24 protein-coding genes are annotated in these 21,784 nt (G+C 35.1%); 10 read left to right on the top strand and 14 right to left on the bottom strand.

Features of this window, described 5'->3' with window-relative positions; genetic code table 11:
• Nucleotides 1-3: 3 nt before the first annotated feature.
• From ACEN2N_RS09295 to ACEN2N_RS09275, 5 genes are read right to left on the bottom strand one after another with little or no spacing between them, the layout of a single operon-like run.
• Complete coding sequence (locus ACEN2N_RS09295) at nucleotides 4-1,002, bottom strand: AAA family ATPase (protein ID WP_441824065.1); 999 nt, start codon at nucleotides 1,000-1,002, stop codon at nucleotides 4-6.
• Entirely contained in the window at nucleotides 992-2,212 is a 1,221-nt protein-coding gene (locus ACEN2N_RS09290; RefSeq protein WP_441824064.1) for a DUF4350 domain-containing protein, read from the bottom strand. The genes ACEN2N_RS09295 and ACEN2N_RS09290 overlap by 11 nt, the downstream gene beginning before the upstream one ends.
• Before the next feature lies 1 nt (nucleotide 2,213).
• The gene (locus tag ACEN2N_RS09285) at nucleotides 2,214-2,936 is read right to left on the bottom strand and encodes a hypothetical protein (RefSeq protein ID WP_441824063.1); all 723 of its coding nucleotides are present in this window, start codon (nucleotides 2,934-2,936) and stop codon (nucleotides 2,214-2,216) included.
• A 1-nt stretch (nucleotide 2,937) separates the two neighbouring features.
• Nucleotides 2,938-3,876, bottom strand: coding sequence for a hypothetical protein (locus tag ACEN2N_RS09280; protein ID WP_441824062.1), 939 nt, complete (start codon nucleotides 3,874-3,876; stop codon nucleotides 2,938-2,940).
• Nucleotides 3,839-4,825: a stage II sporulation protein M gene (locus ACEN2N_RS09275; RefSeq protein WP_441824061.1), complete on the bottom strand. Its 987-nt coding sequence runs from the start codon at nucleotides 4,823-4,825 to the stop codon at nucleotides 3,839-3,841. The genes ACEN2N_RS09280 and ACEN2N_RS09275 overlap by 38 nt, the downstream gene beginning before the upstream one ends.
• A 33-nt stretch (nucleotides 4,826-4,858) precedes the next feature.
• Here ACEN2N_RS09275 and ACEN2N_RS09270 point away from each other — a divergent pair, with 33 nt between their 5' ends.
• Entirely contained in the window at nucleotides 4,859-5,584 is a 726-nt protein-coding gene (locus ACEN2N_RS09270; protein WP_424001632.1) for an RDD family protein, read from the top strand.
• A 2-nt stretch (nucleotides 5,585-5,586) separates the two neighbouring features.
• Nucleotides 5,587-6,198: a trimeric intracellular cation channel family protein gene (locus tag ACEN2N_RS09265; RefSeq protein ID WP_424001630.1), complete on the top strand. Its 612-nt coding sequence runs from the start codon at nucleotides 5,587-5,589 to the stop codon at nucleotides 6,196-6,198.
• 123 nt (nucleotides 6,199-6,321) lie between these two features.
• On the opposite strand, the gene ACEN2N_RS09260 is transcribed toward ACEN2N_RS09265, so the two are convergent.
• A complete protein-coding gene (locus ACEN2N_RS09260) occupies nucleotides 6,322-7,041 on the bottom strand; it encodes a peptidylprolyl isomerase (protein ID WP_441824060.1) in 720 nt (239 codons plus the stop codon).
• Between ACEN2N_RS09260 and ACEN2N_RS09255 the strand changes: the two genes are divergently transcribed.
• Nucleotides 7,040-7,681 carry an NUDIX hydrolase gene (locus ACEN2N_RS09255; RefSeq protein ID WP_441824059.1) on the top strand — a complete coding sequence of 214 codons (642 nt, stop codon included), beginning with the start codon at nucleotides 7,040-7,042 and terminating at the stop codon, nucleotides 7,679-7,681. The two genes, ACEN2N_RS09260 and ACEN2N_RS09255, sit on opposite strands and share 2 nt — an antisense overlap.
• Nucleotides 7,682-7,707: 26 nt before the next feature.
• On the top strand, nucleotides 7,708-8,514 hold the full coding sequence (locus ACEN2N_RS09250) for a lysophospholipid acyltransferase family protein (RefSeq protein WP_441824058.1): 807 nt from the start codon (nucleotides 7,708-7,710) through the stop codon (nucleotides 8,512-8,514).
• Here the strand turns inward: ACEN2N_RS09250 and ACEN2N_RS09245 are convergent.
• The 3 genes from ACEN2N_RS09245 to ACEN2N_RS09235 all read right to left on the bottom strand — a co-directional run bounded on the left by ACEN2N_RS09245 (nucleotide 8,511) and on the right by ACEN2N_RS09235 (nucleotide 11,214).
• Nucleotides 8,511-9,161: a hypothetical protein gene (locus ACEN2N_RS09245; RefSeq protein WP_441824057.1), complete on the bottom strand. Its 651-nt coding sequence runs from the start codon at nucleotides 9,159-9,161 to the stop codon at nucleotides 8,511-8,513. The two genes, ACEN2N_RS09250 and ACEN2N_RS09245, sit on opposite strands and share 4 nt — an antisense overlap.
• 4 nt (nucleotides 9,162-9,165) lie before the next feature.
• Nucleotides 9,166-9,660, bottom strand: a complete 495-nt coding sequence (locus ACEN2N_RS09240) for an RNA polymerase sigma factor (protein ID WP_424001618.1) — start codon at nucleotides 9,658-9,660, stop codon at nucleotides 9,166-9,168.
• 126 nt (nucleotides 9,661-9,786) lie between these two features.
• The gene (locus tag ACEN2N_RS09235; RefSeq protein ID WP_441824056.1) at nucleotides 9,787-11,214 is read right to left on the bottom strand and encodes an amidohydrolase; all 1,428 of its coding nucleotides are present in this window, start codon (nucleotides 11,212-11,214) and stop codon (nucleotides 9,787-9,789) included.
• Nucleotides 11,215-11,314: 100 nt separating this feature from the next.
• Between ACEN2N_RS09235 and ACEN2N_RS09230 the strand changes: the two genes are divergently transcribed.
• A complete protein-coding gene (locus tag ACEN2N_RS09230) occupies nucleotides 11,315-12,607 on the top strand; it encodes an NAD(P)/FAD-dependent oxidoreductase (RefSeq protein WP_441824055.1) in 1,293 nt (430 codons plus the stop codon).
• Between the two features lie 135 nt (nucleotides 12,608-12,742).
• A complete protein-coding gene (locus ACEN2N_RS09225; RefSeq protein ID WP_441824054.1) occupies nucleotides 12,743-13,258 on the top strand; it encodes a hypothetical protein in 516 nt (171 codons plus the stop codon).
• Here the strand turns inward: ACEN2N_RS09225 and xerD are convergent.
• Nucleotides 13,255-14,157: a site-specific tyrosine recombinase XerD gene (xerD, locus tag ACEN2N_RS09220; protein WP_441824053.1), complete on the bottom strand. Its 903-nt coding sequence runs from the start codon at nucleotides 14,155-14,157 to the stop codon at nucleotides 13,255-13,257. The genes ACEN2N_RS09225 and xerD overlap by 4 nt on opposite strands.
• Nucleotides 14,158-14,344: 187 nt before the next feature.
• Between xerD and ACEN2N_RS09215 the strand changes: the two genes are divergently transcribed.
• From ACEN2N_RS09215 to ACEN2N_RS09205, 3 genes are all read left to right on the top strand, one after another.
• Nucleotides 14,345-14,863 (top strand): outer membrane beta-barrel protein, encoded by a 519-nt coding sequence (locus tag ACEN2N_RS09215; RefSeq protein ID WP_441824052.1) that lies wholly within the window; start codon nucleotides 14,345-14,347, stop codon nucleotides 14,861-14,863.
• A gap of 75 nt (nucleotides 14,864-14,938) precedes the next feature.
• Entirely contained in the window at nucleotides 14,939-15,355 is a 417-nt protein-coding gene (gene aroQ / locus ACEN2N_RS09210; RefSeq protein WP_441824051.1) for a type II 3-dehydroquinate dehydratase, read from the top strand.
• Nucleotides 15,356-15,421: 66 nt separating this feature from the next.
• Nucleotides 15,422-16,591, top strand: coding sequence for a PQQ-dependent sugar dehydrogenase (locus ACEN2N_RS09205; RefSeq protein ID WP_441824050.1), 1,170 nt, complete (start codon nucleotides 15,422-15,424; stop codon nucleotides 16,589-16,591).
• Here the strand turns inward: ACEN2N_RS09205 and ACEN2N_RS09200 are convergent.
• From ACEN2N_RS09200 to ACEN2N_RS09185, 4 genes are all read right to left on the bottom strand, one after another.
• Nucleotides 16,588-16,875 carry a DUF3817 domain-containing protein gene (locus tag ACEN2N_RS09200; protein WP_441824049.1) on the bottom strand — a complete coding sequence of 96 codons (288 nt, stop codon included), beginning with the start codon at nucleotides 16,873-16,875 and terminating at the stop codon, nucleotides 16,588-16,590. The two genes, ACEN2N_RS09205 and ACEN2N_RS09200, sit on opposite strands and share 4 nt — an antisense overlap.
• 20 nt (nucleotides 16,876-16,895) lie before the next feature.
• A complete protein-coding gene (lpdA, locus tag ACEN2N_RS09195; RefSeq protein ID WP_441824048.1) occupies nucleotides 16,896-18,287 on the bottom strand; it encodes a dihydrolipoyl dehydrogenase in 1,392 nt (463 codons plus the stop codon).
• A gap of 198 nt (nucleotides 18,288-18,485) precedes the next feature.
• Complete coding sequence (msrB, locus tag ACEN2N_RS09190; RefSeq protein WP_441824047.1) at nucleotides 18,486-18,983, bottom strand: peptide-methionine (R)-S-oxide reductase MsrB; 498 nt, start codon at nucleotides 18,981-18,983, stop codon at nucleotides 18,486-18,488.
• Between the two features lie 159 nt (nucleotides 18,984-19,142).
• Nucleotides 19,143-19,706, bottom strand: coding sequence for a collagen-like triple helix repeat-containing protein (locus tag ACEN2N_RS09185; protein ID WP_441824046.1), 564 nt, complete (start codon nucleotides 19,704-19,706; stop codon nucleotides 19,143-19,145).
• A 173-nt stretch (nucleotides 19,707-19,879) separates the two neighbouring features.
• Here ACEN2N_RS09185 and glgB point away from each other — a divergent pair, with 173 nt between their 5' ends.
• Complete coding sequence (gene glgB, locus ACEN2N_RS09180; protein WP_441824045.1) at nucleotides 19,880-21,775, top strand: 1,4-alpha-glucan branching protein GlgB; 1,896 nt, start codon at nucleotides 19,880-19,882, stop codon at nucleotides 21,773-21,775.
• Nucleotides 21,776-21,784: the final 9 nt, after the last annotated feature.

Genomic DNA, 21,784 nt, shown 5'->3' with positions numbered 1-21,784 from the left:
AATTTATCTAGGAATTTCGATAGTTTGAATAAGGTCGCTGATCATTTTTTGTGCGGTATAGCCTTCCATTTCTCGTTCAGGAGTTAATATAATTCTATGTCCTAAAATAGGACCCACTACCTTTTTTATGTCATCGGGAGTTATAAAGTCTCTGCCATTGATAGCTGCAACCGCTTTGGAGGCATCTAGTATGGCAATAGAAGCTCTAGGTGATGCACCTAAATATAAATTGGCATTAGTTCTTGTATTGTTGACGATGGCGGCAATGTACTTAAGTAAATTGTCTTCAACGATAATATCTTTTATTACCAATTGATAAGCTGCAATTTGCTCGGCAGAAAGAACAGAATCTATCAATGCTTCCACATTAGTATTTTTCTGTTGATGTTTGTTTTCTAAAATTTGTATTTCTTCTTCTAAAGTAGGGTAGTGTACATTTATCTTAAAAAGAAAACGGTCTAGTTGAGCTTCTGGCAATCGGTAGGTACCTTCTTGTTCAATTGGGTTTTGAGTGGCAAATACTAAAAACGGGGGCTGCATTTGAAATTCATTTCCATCTATAGTAATCTGTCGTTCTGCCATAACTTCGAAAAGAGCGGCTTGGGTTTTTGCAGGTGCACGGTTTATCTCATCAATCAAAATAATATTTGAAAATATAGGTCCCTTTTTGAATTCAAATTCTGATGTCTTTACGTTGAATATAGAGGTACCCAAAATATCGCTAGGCATTAGATCTGGCGTAAATTGAATTCTACTGAAATCTACGTTCATTGTTTTTGCCAATAGTTTTGCGGTCACTGTTTTGGCTACACCTGGTACACCTTCAATGAGGGAATGACCGTTCGCTAGAATAGAAACAATCAATAATTCAATCATTTCTTGCTGACCGATAATTACTTTACCTAATTCAGATTTCACCCTTGCTACAGATTCCTGTAGTTTGGTAAGGTCTATACGCGAATTAAATTCTACGTTGTTTTCATCTTGTGTATTATCTTCCATAAGATTGTTTATATGTATTTATTTTCTGAACCAGGGCTAATGAGTCTTGTTCATTATGTATGGGTTTATTTTTTAGACTAAGTATGAGGCCTATTAAAACTTTTGTCTCATCTCTCGATTTTCCGGCTTTAGCACTTAATTGAGTAATGAAGTTTTCATCTAAAACGGTAGTGTTAACATAGTACCTATTTCTAACGTAGGTTAAAAAATAGGTGATTTTTTTATCGTTCAAGTTAGCATAATCTCTATGTTGATAATATAGTGATCCAACAGTTTTTGCAAACTCTACAGAAGAGTTTTCTAAAGGTTTTATAACAGGAATTATACGCTGTTCTCTTTTTGCTTTAAAGATTACAAAAAGTAGTAAACCCACAACAAGCAAGTAGTAGCTCCATTTTAATGCAGGTTGATTTAATATGAATCGCATAGGCGAGGTTATAACTTTTCTGCCAGATTTTTTATAATTATCCCAATATAAAAGATGATCATTTAAATACGAAAAACTTTGTGTACTGTAACTACTATTATCACCCAATACGTAATAGTTGGTATATGCGACGGGCAAAGTATTGATAATGAAACTTCCTTCACCAAAAGATGTTTTTATAAAATTGGGCTTCACTTTAATTTCATCCTTATTATTCTCTAAAAATGAAGAAGTTTTGAATTGTATGTGTCCAAGTATTTGTGTGTTTGCTGTATCAACACTAACAAAATAGGCAGGATCAACTCCTCTTTCAAAATAGAAATGTTCTTGTTTAAAATTTTGATTGGAAAAGGAAGCTCTTACGGAGTCTTCTTGAATTTCGTATTGTTGTGTAATTTCAATATTTAAAGTATCTGCTAATTGCCCTGTAAGACTGCTACTGGCTATAAAAACTTGATTGCCATTTGCTACATATTTTAAAACTTGATTTGTTTCTTGTTCATCCAAATAGATATAATCATTGATTATTAAGTAGTTTGACGGTATCGTAGAATCTCGCTCAAAAAGTACATCATATATACTTTTTTCAACAGGTTCAATGTCGCTATTAGGAAATATGGAAGGCAGTTCATTATAAAGAACAAAACAACCAAACGGAATTTTCGCAACAGAGGTAAATGACGGACTCCAATTTATCGGTCTAGGGCGTACTATTTCGGTTACGATGATACCAATTAGCACCGCAATCAAAAGCCCAAGTATTATTTTAGAACGCTTACCCAAATTATGATTGAATTTGTTTATTGATCGATTCGAAATCTAAAATCGATTTTGTGTATTTACTGTTATCTATACTCTGCTCGCCATACCAGATATAATCGTACAGGTAGGCTATTTTCTTAAATCCTTTTTTTATTTCTAGTTGCTCGATTTCATTGAAATAGTCTGAATTTGTTTTATCAAAATGCCATTCTATAATTTCACTTTTAGATAGCTTTTGTAACGTAAGCAGAAACTGATAACGTATGGCAAGTCTGTAGTCTTTGTGTTCTAAAGCAGTGCTGAGAAGATTGTTAATGTCGATACCTTCAATATGCTCTTCTGTTAAGTTGATATCATTGATTATTTTCGCTTTTTTCTGAAAAAGTAAATTGAAATTTTCATTGATCAGAACTTTTACGATGAGGTAAATAGCTAAAATTACCAATAAAAAGTAAATAATATATTCAATGATTTTTAATAACTGTGGAGATATATTAATACCGAAAATATTGCTCAGTCCTTGTCCGACCCAATTAATAAATCTAGCCAATAGGTTTTGAGATTCTCCCGTTTTAAAAGTGTAGTTAAACTCGTCGCCCGTATATTTTTCAGAAAGATCATCGTTAATGGTTCTTAAAGTCAGTAAAGACGAAGAATCAATTTTCATGACACTATCGTTTGTGCCCTGTGCAAAAGAGCATAGCGCTAATAACTGAAAGAATATGAGGAGTAAAGTACGCTTCAACTTAATCGTTTTGACCTATTTGTTCAATAGTAGCTCTGGTATTTTCGTTGTATGTTTTTTCATGTAATGCAAAATATAATACGCCATTTACGAATTGGGTAAGACATTGACCGTACACTGCAATAATTAATACGATACAAGTGCCTAAAGTATACACAATGGTAGAAACGATAGAATGGGAGTAGTCTACATTGTTTTCTACTACATGAAAGGTATAAACACCGATAATAATACCAGGTACAATTAGGGCAATTACCAGTAACATGCCTAGTAAAAGACCCATGATAAAGTTGACACCTACAGATTTCCAGAAGTTAGTAGTTACTAATTTCCAACCTTCGCCCAATGCTTCGGTAACACCTTTTTTCTTTTCAAGCATATCAAAGAATGAAACGCCTACCCAAGCGGTTAAAAAGAATTGTACAATGTATTGTGCAAAAATTCCTAAAATGGGTATAATGGCTAAAATAATAGCGGCAATAATAAAAACGAAGTATATCGGTATCAGCAATAATACGAATACAAAGATATTTCCGAATTGGCTTTTTGCCAGTTCCCAAACTTCTTTTTTATCTACGGTATTATCTCTAGTTTCTACATATTTAATCATGTAACTCGTAGATAACGAATAATTTAAGAAGGCAATACCCAAGAAAATGATGAAGAATAAAAATCCGCCAATACCTAAATAAATATAATAATCTTGTTCGAATTCATTACCTCCGCCAAAAGAATTGTTGCCAGATTCTTGCGCAATCATACCCATAAATCCAGATACCAATAAATAGCTAGTTATTAAAAGTCCTATTAAAAAAACACCATTATAACTGATAAAAACATTTGTAAAGTTTTTAATATTCTGTTTAAAAAAATCGAAATAAACGGATACAATTCCGCCAAAATCACGATTTACCCGTAACGGTATGTAATTGTCTTTCATTTTGGTTGTTAAGTATTATTGGGTATGCGATGTAATAAAATATAATCAAGAATAAAGATGCTCCAATTATTAGAAATGCCAACCAATTTGGCATACCTGTATATCTGGTAATAAAACCTTCAATAAAACCTGCGATGATAAAAAAGGGAATCGTACTTACCACCACTTTTAGTCCGTCTTTAGCACCCTTCATAAACGATACGCGTCTAGAATATGTTTTCGGAAACAGTATGCTGTTGCCCATAATTAAACCAGCGCAGCCAGCAATGATGATCACTGAAATTTCTATGGTACCATGTAGCCATATTTGCTTATTTGCCTCAAAGAAAACCCCTTTCGTATAAAAGAAAGTAATGAAAGCACCAAGCATAACGCCGTTACTAAAGAGAATATAACCGGTGCCGATACTGGTAATTACACCAAATGCAAAGGCAAGAAATGCAACTCGAATATTATTAATGGTAATACCTAAAAATGAGCCGATTTCACTACCACCTTTGTATATGGCGGCAGGATCGCCGTTGGCAATATTATTTAGGGTTTCGTTTACATAGGCATCACCTAAAATTAAACGTACAAAAGTAGCATCGTTCAATGCAGATAATGAACCAATGGCAGATGCTATTATGAATATTAAAAAAGCTATGCCCAGTGTGTTATGGTATTGTTTGAAAAAAAGCGGGAATTCGGTCAACCAAAAGCTAACAATTCTGTTTTTGCCTTCTTTTTTATTCTTATAAATTTTTTGGTGGGCTTTAGAAGCTAATTCGTTTAAATACAATAAAGTCTTACTTTCTGCGTAATACGTTTGCGCATAGGCTAAATCATTAGTTAATTGAATATAGCCATTGGCAAGCTCATCTGGGTTTGAAGTAGCACCAAGGTTCATAGCATTTTCGAATGCTATCCATTTTTCCTTATTTTGCTTCACAAAAGCAGCTTCGCGCATAAACTAATTTTACCTTGTTAAATTTAAGACTTAATGAATAACCTTCAAATCAATACAACGCAAAATGTGAACCTTAATTATACAATTGTAGGTATTGGTGAACGAATTGTGGCATTTTTTATAGATGCATTTATTTTATATCTCTATTATATACTAGTCGATTTAATTGGCGATGCCATTGGTTATATTTATAATGACGGATGGACTCAGAGAGGCATCGTAGGCTTAATATCTTTACCTGCCATGTTTTACAGTTTATTGATGCATATAATTTTTAATGGTAGAACTGTAGGAAAAATGATTATGAAAATGAGAGTGGTATCGGTTGATGGTTCCCCGGTAAATTGGAGTAATTATTTAATTCGTTGGATGCTTCGTTTGGTCGATATCTGGATCTTTGTTGGGTCAATAGGCATTCTTACTATTCTTTTTTCTGAAAAAAGGCAGCGATTGGGCGATGCCGCAGCAGGTACCGTTGTTATTAGTACAAAAAACAAGACTAAAGTTTCGCATACCATTTTAGAAGAAGTAGAAGATACCTATGTACCAAAATTTGTGAATGTTACCATACTGACAGATAAAGATGTAAGACTGATCAAAGAAACCTTTAGTATAGCTCAAAAAAGCAATGATTTTAAAACGATGAAAGCGCTTAGAGAAAAAGTTGATAGTATATTGCAGACCAATTCAGATTTATATGATAAGCAGTATTTAGATACTGTTTTAAAAGATTATAACTACTTCACCCAAAAGCTGTAAAAATGTTTTATTTCGTCATTGATATTTTAGGAACCATTGCATTTGCCATATCAGGTGTTTTGGTCGCAATGGATAAAAGATTAGATGTTTTTGGCGTACTTATCATTGCTTTTGTAACAGCAGTTGGCGGTGGTACTCTAAGAGATTTATTAATTGGAATTCGACCTGTAGGATGGTTGAATGCACCAATGCATCTGCTCATTATTGTAATTACCGTTTTGTTGGCCATCATTTTTGTAAAGCAGTTGAAATACGTAAGAAAATCACTCTTTCTATTTGACACTATTGGTATTGGTCTATATACCATGGTAGGTATAGAAAAAGGTTTAGCGGCAGATTTATCCCCTGTCATGTGCATCGCCTTAGGTACCATTACAGCTTGTTTTGGCGGAGTAATTCGAGATATTTTATGTAATGAAATACCTGTAATATTCAGAAAAGAAATTTATGCAACGGTCTGCATTTTAGGCGGACTCGTATACTTTCTGTTAATTCAATTTCCGATACAAAATACCATAGCTTATTCTTTGGCAATTGTTACTATTATAATCATGCGGGTTTTAGCGGTACGTTTTAAAATATCGCTTCCAAATATCTATCGCGAGGGAGTGTAAAGATTTTTATTAGATTATTTGGCGAAGCCAAATAGCTATACTTCAGCCAAAAGCCAAAAGCCAAAAGCCAAAAGCCAAAAGCCAAAAGCCAAAAGCCAAAAGCCAAAAGCCAAAAGCCAAAAGCTACTTTAGTACTTCAGCTTTTTCTATATAGATATTCTGTTCAGGCCAATCGCCTTTGCTAACTGGTTGGTTATTTATTTTATCAACAACATCCATACCTTCTATAACTCTGCCAAAAGGGGTGTATTCATCATCCAAATGATACGATCCAGGGTCGGTAACAACTATAAAAAATTCAAAAGGAGATGCAAGCATGTGCGGGTTGTCCAATTCGCTACTAGGCATAGAAACGGTGCCTCTATGATGTTTATGCCCTTTTCTAGCATCTGGTGGTAATAGGTATCTTCCTATTTCAGATCTTTTTCTACCTGTATTTTCATCATCAGAATTTCCGCCTTGAATAATAAAGTTTTTCACCACCCTATGAAATTGAGTATAATCAAAATAACCTTTTTCAGTCAGATAAATGAAATTAGCTCGGTGATACGGTACATTTTCGAATAGCTCAATTGTAAAACTACCGAGGTTAGTGGTAATTTTAACCTTGTTCGCTTTTAAGGTTTTTTCATAGTTGAAAAAGAATTCGATAGCATTTTCTTCGTCAAGCACAAAAGCTTCTTCTTTTGGGTCTTCGATAATTTCATTTTCTGTAATTTTAATTGAATCTAATACAGCCTCTGGTTCGGTAGTAGCGCTATCAACTTTCTTAGAAGTATCTTTGCAGCTAGCTACTGCCATAATGGATAAGAGAAAAAATGTATAGAATTTGAGTGAACGCATGGATTTCAATTTTTTTGAACAACAAATATCAAAAATAAAGGATCTACCGCTACCGGGAGAAGCTTCTCAGCATAAAATGGCGCCAGAAATTCGTTTAGAAGAATTACAGCGAATCAATCAAACGAAGAAGAATCCGAGGAAAGCGGCAGTTATGGCATTGTTTTATCCAACGGTAAATCAAAATACCAACCTTTTATTGATTCTGAGAAAAACTTATAAAGGTGTGCATTCGAACCAAGTTGGTTTTCCGGGTGGTAAAGCAGAAAAGTCAGATGACGGGCTGTTAACAACGGCATTACGAGAAACCCATGAGGAAGTAGGGGTGCATCCTAAAGATGTTATTGTGGTGAAAGAAATTTCAGAAATTTTTATTCCCCCAAGTAATTTTATCGTCCAACCATTCATTGGTTTATATAAAGAACCCAAACCATTTATAAAACAAGAGTCAGAAGTAGAGTTGATTTTAGAGGTTCCAATACTAGACTTTTTAGATGATACCAAAGTTGTTTCTAAAAAATTAACAACATCATACGCGGTAGATATTGAAGTACCTGCCTTTAAATTAAACGGTTATATCGTTTGGGGTGCTACGGCAATGATGTTGAATGAGATTAAAGAGTTATTAAAGCAGGTGTTGTAAAGCATATTTAATTATTTTAGCATTCTATGGGATTATTTGATAAAAACCCTTTCGGGCATAACTTATTCATTAAAAAGTGGCTAATTCGTATTTTGGCATTGCTATCGCATCAGCGATATAAGCGATTTAATACGTTAGAAATTGAAGGTTCTGAAATAATCAGAAACTTGCCAGATAAAAATGTACTATTTGTAAGTAACCATCAAACTTACTTTGCCGATGTAGTGGCAATGTTTCATGTGTTTAATGCTAGTTTAAGTGGTCGTGAAGATTCGATTAAAAATCTTGGGTACATTTGGCAGCCTAAATTGAATATGTATTATGTAGCCGCTGCAGAAACCATGAAAAAAAGTTTGCTGACCAAAATCATGGCCTACGCAGGTTCTGTTAGTGTAGAAAGAACATGGCGTTCAGAAGGTCAAGATGTTAAGCGCCAAGTAAAAATGAGCGATATCTCTAGTATAGGCAAAGCTTTAAATGATGGTTGGGTAATCACTTTTCCACAAGGTACTACAACCCCTTGGAAACCTTTACGAAAAGGTACAGCACATATTATTAAGAAGTATAAACCTGTTGTAGTACCTGTAGTTATTGATGGGTTTAGAAGATCTTTTGATAAAAAGGGACTTCGTATCAAAAAGAAAGGAATACTACAATCGCTGGTCATTAAAGAGCCATTGCAAATAGATTATGAAAATGAATCTTCAGAATCAATCATTGAGAAGTTGGAATATGCTATTGAACAGCACCCTTCATTTTTAAAGGTGATTTCTAAACAAGATTTATTGGCCTTCGAAGAAGAGAATAAACAACGTAAATGGAAAAAAACTTAAACTGCTAAATGTCTTAGTTCGCTGTAATTATGTTTTAGCTTTCTAAGTAGTAAACCATAAAGTAAAAAGTAAATTACTCCCATTACTAAAGTTAAGAGTACGCCGAAAATACCAATGGATAGCATTAAGGTGATTTTTAACTTTTCTTGCGAAATGTTTTCTAGACTACCTTTTAATTCAGGGAATGCTGAAATTATATTATCGTTCAAATAAACACCTATAATCATAATGATAATAGTAACCATTATCATTGACAATGAAAAAATGACGTAGTGCTTTACAGTTTTTCTTGTCTTAATAATTTTCTTCATCAAATTTTTAGAATTATCTAAAACTGATATTTCTCTAAATCGCTTATAAAATTGAAAAATAAAATAAAAGGCAACTGCATAAGTAAAAATTGAAAGAATCAGTAGATATTTAGATACGCCTATTTTATCATAGATTTCCATTCCTTCACGCATTGATGGCAGTAAATATAGAAGATGGGGTACGGTAAATTCTAAAATACTAATAATCAATATCCATTTAACGATAGAGGAAGATTTCTTCCATATCATTTTATGTATTTCTTCATAGCTCAGCTTAGGAACATTGAATTCCTTCTTCTGCCAGTCTTTCTTTAATAATTCCAGTTCATCCGTCATATGCCTATGGATTCAAAATGGTTTTTAATTTTGTTTTAATACGATTCATTTTCACTCGTGCATTTACCTCGGTTAAACCTAACGTTTCTGATATTTCGGCATAGTTTTTATCCTCCAGATATAAAAAAACTAATGCTTTGTCGATATCATTTAACTGCTTGACGGCTTTATACATCAATTTCAATTGCAGCTCTTCGGTTTCATCATATTCATCGGCTTTAATCTTAAAAATTATAGATTCATAGTCCGCCGTATCAATTCGCCTTTTACGCTTTCTATATAGTGTAATAGCTGTATTTAGGGCTACCCTATACATCCAAGTGCTGAATTTTGCTTCTCCTCTAAACTTGGGGTATGCTTTCCACAGTTGAATCGTAATTTCTTGGAACAAATCGTTGTGCGAGTCGCGGTCATTTGTATACAGGGTACACACTTTATGGACAATGTTTTGATTGTCTTGCAGCTCGGTCACAAATTTGTGTTCCAGTTCTTTGTTCACTATTGGTTGGTTGTTCTTACGAGGTTAGTCTCCGATTGGTTTCAATTGTTACAATAAATCTGTAAATACATAAAAAAAAGTGCCAAAGGTAACCTTGGCACTTTAAAATTCTAGATGAATTCTAGACTATTTTCTGTAATCTAAAGCTGGAGCTCTATCGCCTAAAAGCGGAATATATTTAAAATCTGCGCCTCTATTTTCTAAAAACTCTGCTTTGGCGGTTTCTATTAATTTTTTATCCTTGAACAAGTCAATTGCAGTCATCGTAAGTGTTTTTGCAGCTATCATCATGCCCTTGTTACCGATTGAAGTACCACCTGCAGCGACCGCTTGCCAGCTATGCGCCGGTGTGCCAGGTACCCACGTAGCAGTACTGAAACCAACAGTTGGTACGGTAAAACTAACATCGCCAACATCGGTAGAGCCGAATGCTTTAGCTTCTGTTTTGTACGGTTGCACATTTTTTGCGGTATCAAGATCAGCCTTTTCTTGACCTAATGATTTTGCGATTTTATCGGCAAAAGCCTTTTCTTCTGCAGTATATTCCATACCGCCTACTTCAGATAGGTTATCATGCATCACTTTCTGTAAAGTAAGATTAGGAAGCAACTCATGCGTACCACCGATCATTTCATAATCCATAGTTGTACCAGTACCTAAAGCAGCGCCTTCAGCAGCTTTTACCATACGATCAAAAATTTCAATAACCACATCGCGTCTATTATGACGAGCATAGTAATATACTTCAGCAAAATCAGGAATTACGTTCGGTGCTTTACCGCCATCTGTAATTACATAATGAATTCTAGCTTCTTGCGGTATGTGCTCACGCATCATATTGATCATCATATCCATAGCTTCAACACCATCTAATGCAGAACGCCCCTTTTCTGGTGATGCGGCTGCATGTGCAGAAATACCATGGAATCTAAATTTAGCTGATTTATTTGCTAGAGCCGCACCGGCACTAGCTGCATTTTGAGCTCCTGGGTGCCAATGTAAAGCAACATCTACATCATTAAAAAGTCCTTCACGAACCATATATACTTTACCAGAGCCACCTTCTTCTGCTGGTGTACCGTAAAAACGAATAGTACCTTTAGATTTGTTCGCTTCTAACCATTCTTTTGTTGAAATGGCAGCAGCTGTAGAAGCCGTACCGAATAAGTGATGACCACAGGCGTGACCTGCTGCTGCGCCAGCAGATTGCTTTTCGGCGACCGCTTTTTGAGAAAGCCCAGGTAGGGCATCAAATTCTCCCATTATCGCAATAACCGGGCTGCCACTACCATATTCGGCAATGAATGCGGTAGGTATACCTGCAACACCTTTTTTGATGCTGAAGCCTGCATCTTGCAAAGTTTTTTGTAAAAGGTCAGAGCTTTGTTTTTCTTGGTAGCCCATTTCTGCGAATCTCCAAATATTTTGAGCAATAGTACCATAATCTGCACTTTTCTTCTCTAAATTTTTAATAATGTCTTTTTCGCTCTTTTGAGCATTCATCGAATAATAGGAAGTACTTAATACTGCCAATAAAATAAGGGTTTTACGCATTGTGGTGTTTGTTTGAGTTAGACCTTAAAGATACTAAAAACACATTATTATTTTAAAGTAGAAATCCATTTGTTTAATTTCGCATTTAAGTACTTATACTATGAACATACCACTTTCGAGCTATCCTAGAATTGTAATAATAGGTGGTGGTTTTGGCGGAGTCTCTCTGGCGAAAAAATTAAGTAAACAAGAGGTGCAGGTAGTCCTTATCGATAAGAACAATTACCATACTTTTCAACCATTATTATATCAAGTATCTACAGGTGGTCTTGAGCCAGATTCTATTGCGTATCCGCTACGTAAAGTTTTAATAGGGTATGATAATTTCTACTTCCGCTTAGCTGAAGTAGAGCATATTGATACTGCCGGAAAAAAGCTGAATACCAATATTGGTGATTTAAGTTTTGATTATTTAGTAGTAGCAACTGGTTCTGAAACTAATTTCTTTGGAAACGAGGAGATAGAAAAGAACGCGATGTCTATGAAGTCGATTCCGCAATCATTAAATCTGCGTAGTTTAATTTTAGAGAATTTCGAACAGGCCCTTCTTACTGATGATTATCATGAAAGAGATGCTTTGATGAATTTCGTAATAGTAGGTGGTGGTCCGACAGGGGTAGAGCTTTCTGGTGCTTTAGCAGAAATAAAGAAAGGCATTTTACCAAAAGATTATCCAGATTTAGATACAAGAAGAGCACAGATTAATATTGTGCAGGGTGGCGATTGCTTGTTACCAGGTTTTAGCGCGCAAGCATCAAAAAAAGCTGAAGACTTTTTAGAGAAATTAGGAGTTCAGGTTTGGAAAGGAGTTCGGGTTACTGGATATAATGGTAAGACGGTTACAACAAAAACAGATTTAAAATTCGATTCAGCAACGGTAGTTTGGGCAGCTGGGGTTAAAGGAGCCGGTATAAAAGGCTTAGATGCAGAAGGCGTAATTGCTGGTGGTAATAGAATAAATGTCAACGAATTCAATCAGGTAGTAGGTCATCCTAATATATTTGCTATTGGTGATATTGCATGTATGGCAACCGTAGATAATCCTCGTGGGCACCCAATGGTGGCACAACCGGCAATACAACAAGGAAAATTACTAGGACAAAACTTAGTGAATTTATTAGAGAACAAACCCATGAAACCATTTGTTTATAACGATAAAGGTAGCATGGCGACTGTTGGTAGAAATAAAGCGGTTTGCGATATCAAGAAATTCAGATTTCAAGGTGTATTTGCTTGGTTCGTTTGGATGTTCGTTCACTTGTTTTTCTTGATAGGATTTAGAAATAGAATGGTCGTATTTATCAACTGGGTATATAATTATATTCGATTTGATAGGGAGGCACGTTTAATCATTCGCCCGTTTAAAAGAGATTACAGTCAGTTCAAAGATTAGTGAAACTGTATTCATATTTTAAGAGAAGCTTTCTAAATACTTGACAGTTAAAGTTTTGCTAAGTATTTCGTTGGCGCTGATTTTTAAAATATCTTTTGTAGGAATTTATGTCTGCCAACCCAAGATATTCAACCTATGAAAATACTTGTACAAAGTTTTTTGTTCTTGTTTATAATAGCATCGAATGGGCAAACCATAGAAGAACCGCCTGCATCAAATTTACCCTCATCGTTATCGGGTTGGTCAGTAAAAGGGCATGCATACCCCATTTCTGCAATTGGTGATGTACATAAGTCTTTTATGGTGCAATATGGAATATTTAAGTCTACACAACTTGAGCTTCAAGGTTTTTATGATACGTATATATTAAGTGAAAGGTTTAGGTCTAGCCAGTTGTTTAAAAGATATTTGAATGATAGATTATACTTGCTTACAGGTTTAGAGGTAGAAGTGGCTACTGACAAAGATGAACTTTTGGATGCACCATACCGCCTTGGTTTTGTGGCAGGTACTGGTTATGATGTCAGCGAAAGTTTTATGATTGAATTAAAAAGTAATGTTCAATTAAATAAATCGACCATCGGCGCTTTTGGTGAAACCCAAATAGCAATGCCTTCGGTTTACACTATTGGTAGCAAGTGGAAATTTTAATGATCTTTTCTAGGGTGGTACGTATTCATTACTTCAGCTAAGTGAGATCTATCTACATGCATGTAAATTTCTGTAGTAGTAATACTCTCGTGTCCAAGCATTTGTTGTATAGATCTTAAATCGGCACCATTTTCAAGAAGGTGAGTAGCAAAAGAATGTCTAAAGGTGTGCGGACTTATACTTTTTTTTAATCCTATGGTAACCGCTAAATTTTTTACGATAGTGAAAATCATGGCTCGGGTAAGTTGTTTGCCACGTCGATTAAGAAATAGAATATCTTGAAAACCTTCTTGAATATTTAAATGGACTCTAATTTCATTTTTATAAATATCAATGTATTTCTTGTTTACAGGGCTAATGGGTACAAAACGTTGTTTGTTTCCTTTGCCGGTTACTTTGATGAAATCTTCCTCAAAAAAAAGATCAGAAATTTTTAATCCGATAAGTTCAGATACTCTTAATCCGCAGCCATATAAAGTTTCTAGCATAGCACGGTTGCGTTCTCCCTCGGCTGAACTTAAATCAATAGCGCCAATTAATTTGTCTATTTCGTTTTCTGAAAGAGTATCAGGTAATTTACGCCCAATTTTAGGTGATTCTATTAAATCCAACGGGTTGTCTTTTCGGTAGTCTTCAAAAATTAAATAATTGAAAAAACTCTTGAGTCCCGATATAATTCTCGCCTGAGATCTGGGGTTGACCACTTTGGCAATTTCATATATGAATTGCTGAACTGTGTTTTTGTCTATAAGTATGGGGGTGGTAGTTATGGCATGTGCATCAAGAAAAGACATCAATTTCTCGATATCCATAGTATAGCTCTGTATAGAATTTTTTGATAACCCTCGCTCAAGCTTAAGATAGATGGTATAATCTTTTAACGCATGTTTCCAATTCATGGTTTAAAGATAAAGAATACATTAATTGAGTATAAAATAATGTAATAATAGGGAGATTATTTCGCAGTTATAAATAATATGACCTACCTAAAACTTAGCTGTACCACTACTTTCATAGTATTCACAACAAAGATGCCTGTAAGCTTAGTCTTACCTTTATTTTTGAAAGAAATAAACCGACCAAACCATGAAGAAGTCTTTTATCTTATTATTTGCCTTATGTTTTTCAACCGGAATTTTTGCTCAAGAGGGGTTCAAGTTCGGTATTCAAGGAGGTATTCCACTAGATGATTATAATGAAGCTGTAAGTATTGTGCTTGGAGCAGATTTCTCATATATGTATCCGTTAGGTGAAGTAGTAGATGTGGGACCAGCAGTAGGTTTTATTCATGGTTTTGCAGAAACCTTTCAAACAACGATTATTAGAGAAGAACAAGAATCTATTCAATTTTTGCCGTTGTCTGTAGGCGTTCGTTTTTGGACATCAAATGATTTCTCATTTGGCGGAAATATAGGTTATGCAATGGGTTTAAATGATGGTAATGAAGGTGGTTTATATTACAGACCTACAATTGCTTATTTAATGAGTTCAAGTGTTGAGGTTAATTTTTCTTATACAGGTATAGATATCGAAGAAACTACTTGGTCAACTTTGACATTGGGTATCGTTTATAATTTCGAGCCTAAATATAGAACCCGTCGCTAGACATTACATTATTTAAATATGTTAACGACAAACATTTCTAATTCATCGTAAGGCAACATTCATTATTTTTGATGTATGAAGATTATCATAATAAATGGTCCCAACTTAAATCTTTTAGGAAAAAGGGAGCCAGACGTTTACGGTGCCGAAACTTTTGAAGATTACTTCTCAAAATTACAATTCAAGTTTAAAGATGTTGAATTAGAATATTATCAATCTAATATTGAGGGCGAACTAATTTCTAAAATTCAAGAAACAGGTTTTTCTTATGACGGTATAGTGCTCAATGCAGCAGCTTATACTCATACTTCGGTAGGTATTGGCGATGCTGTAAAAGCAGTTGAAACGCCGGTAATAGAAGTTCATATCTCTAATACACATAAGCGCGAAGAGTTTAGGCATGTGTCTTATATTTCGCCGGCGGCAAGTGGAGTAATTCTTGGCTTCGGTTTAAAAAGTTATGATTTAGCTATCGAAAGCTTTTTATTTTGATCCTAAAAGATGTTTTAACATCTAGAGTAGTATTCTAATTCGTAAATAATAACAAAATATGTTGTTATGAACAGAATTCGATTAGTACTTCTAAGTGTTTCTTCTTTATGTTATGTTTCGTGCAGCGATGCAGATGAATTGGCATTGACACCAATTACAGATAATTCAATTGCTATAAACAATGCATTTCCGAATTTGACTTTTGCTAATCCCTTAGATTTTCAATCTCCAAATGATCAGAGTGGTAGAATTTTTGTGGCAGAAAAAGGCGGAATTATTAAAGTTTTCAATAATGATGATGTTACAGAAGAGGTGTCTACATTTTTAGATATTTCAGCTAGGACAGCCACTGAGAGCGAATTGGGGTTGTTAGGTTTTGCTTTTCATCCGCAATACATTACTAACGGATTTTTATATGTTGTCTATACCCCAAGGGAAAATTTGTCGGTAGTATCTCGTTTTAAAGTTTCTGAAACCGATGCAAATAGTATTGATGAATCTAGCGAAACTATTTTATTGGAAATTCCGCAACCAGCAACCAACCATAACGGTGGGCAATTAGCTTTTGGACCTGACGGATATTTATATATTGCATCAGGTGATGGCGGAGGATCTGGTGACCCAGATGGTAATGCACAGAATCTAGGAAGCTTGCTTGGTAAAATTTTACGTATTGATGTAGATTCAACTGATGATGGATTGAACTATGCAATCCCTACCGATAATCCCTTCGTTGAAGAGGAGAATGCAAGAGGAGAGGTATTTGCATACGGATTAAGAAATCCGTGGAGATTTAGTTTCGATAACCAAACAAATACTATTTGGGCAGGTGATGTGGGTCAAGATGAGAAAGAAGAAATCGATTTAATCGTTAAAGGTGGTAACTACGGATGGAATATTTTTGAAGGTAATTCTTGTTTTCTTGAGGCAGAATGTGATGCAACAGATTTAATTGCCCCGCTTTATGAATACGGTCGTACAGAAAATGATAAATCTGTAACTGGTGGTTATGTATATAGAGGTAATACTTTACCAGAGTTACAAGGTTATTATATCTACGGTGATTTTATTTCAGGTAGAATTTGGGCTTTAGATCAAGCTGGTAACAATAAGTTGATAATTGAAAGCAGATTGGCAATTTCATCCTTCGGTATCGATGCAAACAAAGAATTGTATATATGTGCTTTTGATGGAAAAATTTATGAACTCTCTGTAGTAATAGAAGATCAACCTTAACCGTTATCTTCAGTTCTTAAATATTTCTCTTCTACGTAAAATGTAGCAAAGGGTAGAAGTGAAGCTATACCAAAAATAAATACTTTTTTAAAGCTCCATTTGTGTGTAAAGCCTACTATTAATGTAAGTGCTATAAATGCGATGAATAGAAAACCGTGGGCGTACCCGACGAATTTATTTGGCTCTGGTATTTCTGCCCAATATTTTAATGGCATGGTTACCCCGAACAACGCCAAATAAGAGATTCCTTCTAAAATTGCCGTTGCTCGAAATAATTTTAACATGCTATACTATTTTGTATTAATTATAAGTGAATAACCTCGTCGTAAGCTGCTGCAGTTGCTTCCATTACAGCTTCGCTCATGGTTGGGTGTGGGTGAATAGCTTTTAAAACTTCATGCCCGGTAGTTTCTAATCTACGACCAAGAACTGCTTCGGCGATCATATCTGTAACACCAGCACCGATCATATGGCAACCTAACCATTCGCCGTATTTGGCATCGTATATAACTTTTACGAAACCTTCAGAAGCGCCAGAAGCTTGTGCTTTACCACTTGCAGAGAAAGGGAATTTACCAACTTTAATTTCGATACCTTTTTCTCTAGCTTGTTTTTCAGTTAAACCAACAGAAGCGATTTCAGGAGAACAGTACGTACAACCTGGTATGTTACCATAATCTAATGGCTCTACATGCATATTAGCTAATTTCTCTACACACAAAATACCTTCAGCAGATGCAACGTGTGCAAGAGCTGGTCCAGGTGTAACATCACCAATTGCATAGTAACCAGGTATGTTAGTTTGGTAATAATCATTTACCAATATTTTATCTCTATCGGTAGCGATACCAACATCCTCTAATCCTATATTTTCAATATTGGTTTTAATACCAACGGCAGACAATACGATATCAGCCTCTAAAACTTCTTCACCTTTGGCAGTTTTTACGGTAGCTTTTACACCATCGCCAGACGTGTCAACAGAAGTAACTTCTGCAGATGTCATAATTTTAACCCCCGCCTTTTTGAAACTTCTTTCTAATTGTTTAGAAACATCTTCATCTTCAACCGGTACAATATTCGGTAAATATTCAACTACGGTAACATCAGTTCCCATAGAATTGTAGAAGTAAGCGAACTCGATACCAATGGCACCACTACCAACAACAATCATTTTCTTAGGTTGTTTTTCTAAGGTCATTGCCTGTCTGTACCCAATAATTTTCTTACCATCTTGCGGTAAGCTAGGTAGTTCGCGACTTCTTGCCCCTGTAGCAATGATAATATTATTTGCACTGTATTCGGTAATAGAACCATCTTCAGCCTTAACAGAAACTTTCTTTCCGGCTTTTAATGTTCCGTAACCTTTAATAACTTCTATTTTATTCTTTTTCATCAAGAATTGAACACCTTTGCTCATTCCTTCAGCAACACCACGACTTCTTTTAACTACGGCATCAAAATCTTTATCGGCACCGTTAATTTTTAAACCATAATCTTCTGCATGTTTCAAGTATTCAAATACTTGTGCAGATTTCAACAATGCTTTAGTAGGTATACAACCCCAATTTAAGCAAACACCGCCTAAACTTTCTTTTTCAATAATGGCAGTCTTAAACCCTAATTGTGCAGCCCTAATAGCGGTTACATATCCACCAGGACCACTACCTAAAACAATAATATCGAAAGTGCTCATATTTTGATTTTTTGTAGATTGAATTGAGCTGCAAAAATACAAAACCTTATTGAAATTAATTGTAGGTTTTTAAAATATGACCTTTAATGTGAAATTGTGATATTTAAGAAATTTACCTAGCTACTTTAGTATGAGTCTTATAGAAAAAAAAGAAGAGGTCTAAAAAGACCTCTTGCAATTTAAATTCTAATTTAAAAGTTATTCGGCAGGCACAAAATTAAGTGCAACACCATTAACACAGTGGCGTAAACCGGTTGGATCTGGTCCGTCTTCAAAAACATGACCTAGATGTCCGCCACAAGTTGCACAATGCTCTTCTGTTCTTTTGTAACCAATTTTGTAATCAACATCATAAGCAACATTACCTTCAATTTCTTCATAGAAACTAGGCCACCCTGTACCAGAGTCGAATTTGGTATAACTTTTAAATAGGGGGGTAGCACATGCAGCGCAAACGTATGTGCCCTTTTCTTTATTCTTTAATAATTCGCTAGTAAATGGGGTTTCAGTAGCAGCTTCACGCAGTACATAATATTGAGAATCGGTCAACTCCTTTTTCCATTCGCTATTCGTTTTCTGCACCGCGAATTCTTTTTTCTGGCTAGTCTTGGTATCCGTAGCTATCTCTTTTTCTTGAGAAGTACCCTTGCAGCTCACAAAAATTACTAATAGTGCAATTACAATATTTATTTTCATCTTTTCAATTTTTTAGTTCTGTCGATAAAATTATACATTCCTTTCAATGTACTGTATCTACGTAACATTTTAGGTTAAAGTTCTAAAAATAGCAAATAAAAAAAAGCCTTTGATTGTCATTCAAAGGCTTTAGATTGAATAGGTTAACTACATGGGGTGTTAATCTAATTTTATTTTTTGAATGCTATCTTCCGTTATACCTAAATGAGCCATTACAGAATTTATGTTGGAGGTGTCTAATTTGCCGGTTGTAGATTCTGCTGGTAAAATGGCTATTCTAAAAACTTGATTATCTGTATCACCTGCAGGTAAAGTAGCTAAGTCAAAATCTGACTCTAAAAAAATATTGACATCAAAAAAGGTGTAATCAAAATTATATTGAAGTAAACCTTGGTCTAAAATCCGTGTTTGTGGCATCAGCCTCCAAATATCAACCAATTCACCATTACCATCTTCGGTTTCATCCCAAAGCAGGTAAACAAAAACTACATCGTTCTCAAAGACTTCTATACTTTGTGGAAACTCGTAAAATATAGAGTAATCGTTTTCTAAAGTAAACGTGCCTTCAATATCTACGACTTGCCCTAAGATGTTAACTCCGTCCTGTCCGGCAGGTCCTCTTTCGCCATCAAATCCATCAAATCCAGGAGGTCCCTGTGGTCCTTCACATGATATAAAAAATACAGTTGCAAGTGCGCCTAAAAATAAATTCAGTTTTTTCATAATGTTATAATTATTCGGTTTTCGTTTAAATTTTGAATAGTTCTTTCAAAAAGCGTTCCATTTTTGGTATTTAAATATATAAATCGGATATTAACTGCTGTATTCTTAACTATAAATTATTAGAGTCGAACGTCTTTAAAAGATGATTAGCTTTACCAAAATAAACCAATTATATGCCAAACGTAAAAGTACACACATTATTTACCGATTTTGATATTGATCTTTTTAAAGGTGGTAAGCATTATCGACTGTATGAAAAGTTGGGTTCTCATTTGGTTGAAGTCGATGGTGTAGCAGGTACATACTTTGCCGTTTGGGCACCATCTGCAAAATCTGTATCGGTCGTAGGTAATTTTAATTCTTGGGATTCAGACGACCACAAGTTGAATGTTCGCTGGGATTCTAGCGGTATTTGGGAGGGTTTTATCCCCCATATTGGTAAAGGTGAAGTCTATAAATACAAGATACAATCTGTCAATAATGATATTTGGACAGAGAAAGCAGATCCTTTTGCACGGTACTGCGAGCACCCACCAAATACAGCGTCAATAATTTGGACTGCCGAGCATGATTGGAAAGATGATGCTTGGATGGGCTATCGAAAAGATAAAAACGGATTAGATAAACCATACTCCGTTTATGAAGTACATTTAGGTTCATGGAAGAAAAATGCGGAGAATAAATTTTTGACTTACCATGAGTTTGCGGTAGATCTTGTAAACTATGTTAAAGATATGGGGTATACCCATGTAGAGTTTATGCCGATAATGGAATATCCTTATGATCCTTCCTGGGGCTATCAATTAACCGGTTATTTTGCGCCAACTTCAAGATTTGGTTCTCCTGAAGAATTCAAACTTTTAGTAGATACTTTTCATCAAAACGATATAGGCGTAATTTTAGACTGGGTACCATCTCATTTTCCAGAAGATGCTCATGGTCTAGGTTTCTTTGACGGATCTAATTTATACGAACATCCAGATAGAAGAAAAGGGTACCATACCGATTGGAAGAGTTTAATCTTTAATTATGGTAGAAATGAAGTCAGAGCATTTCTGATAAGTAATGCCATTTTTTGGTTAGATCAATTTCATGTAGATGGTCTTCGAGTAGATGCTGTTGCATCGATGCTATATTTAGATTATTCTAGAGAAGATGGCGAGTGGGAACCAAATATGTACGGTAACAACGAAAATTTAGAAGCCATATCTTTTATTCGTGAATTAAATGAAGCGGTCTATTCAAGTTTCGAAGGTGTACAGACTATTGCCGAAGAATCTACGGCGTTTTCAGGAGTATCTAAACCAGTAGCCCATGGTGGCTTAGGTTTTGGTATGAAATGGATGATGGGTTGGATGCATGATACATTACAATTTTTTCAAAAAGAACCTATATATAGAAAGCATCACCAGAACGATCTAACCTTTAGTATGACCTATGCTTTTACAGAGCATTTTATGCTACCTTTTTCTCATGATGAGGTAGTGTATGGTAAGAAGTCGTTGGTGTATAGAATGCCTGGCGATGAATGGCAGCGATTTGCTAATTTAAGATTGTTGTTCGGCTACATGTTTACCCACCCAGGCACCAAATTAATGTTTATGGGTTGCGAATTTGGGCAAACGGAAGAATGGAATTTTGAACAAAGTTTAGACTGGCATCTATTAAAATATGATGGTCATAAGGGTATTCAAGATTTTGTAAAAGATTTAAATCATCTATACAAAAACGCGCCCGCATTATATGAAAAGCAATTTAGTGAAGCAGGATTTCAATGGATAGATTATGGTGATCACGAAAACTCGGTCTTAACGTATGTTCGAAAAGGACATGATGAGGAAAATGATTTAATTATAGCGTGTAATTTCACCCCTGTACCTAGAGAGAATTACAGAATCGGTAATCCTAAAAAAGGAAAATTGACAGAGGTTTTAAATAGTGATGATGCCAAATATGGTGGTGGCGGAAATTTGAACAATAAAATAAAGTCTTCTACCAAACCGGCTCACGGACATAACAAATCGATTGAAATTACAATTCCGCCGTTAGGTATTGTAATACTGAAATAACTTAAAGCA

The sequence above is a fragment of the Maribacter spongiicola genome (assembly GCF_052119685.1).
GTDB classification, from domain to species: domain Bacteria; phylum Bacteroidota; class Bacteroidia; order Flavobacteriales; family Flavobacteriaceae; genus Maribacter; species Maribacter spongiicola_A.
This window is presented reverse-complemented; position numbering and strand designations above follow the sequence as displayed.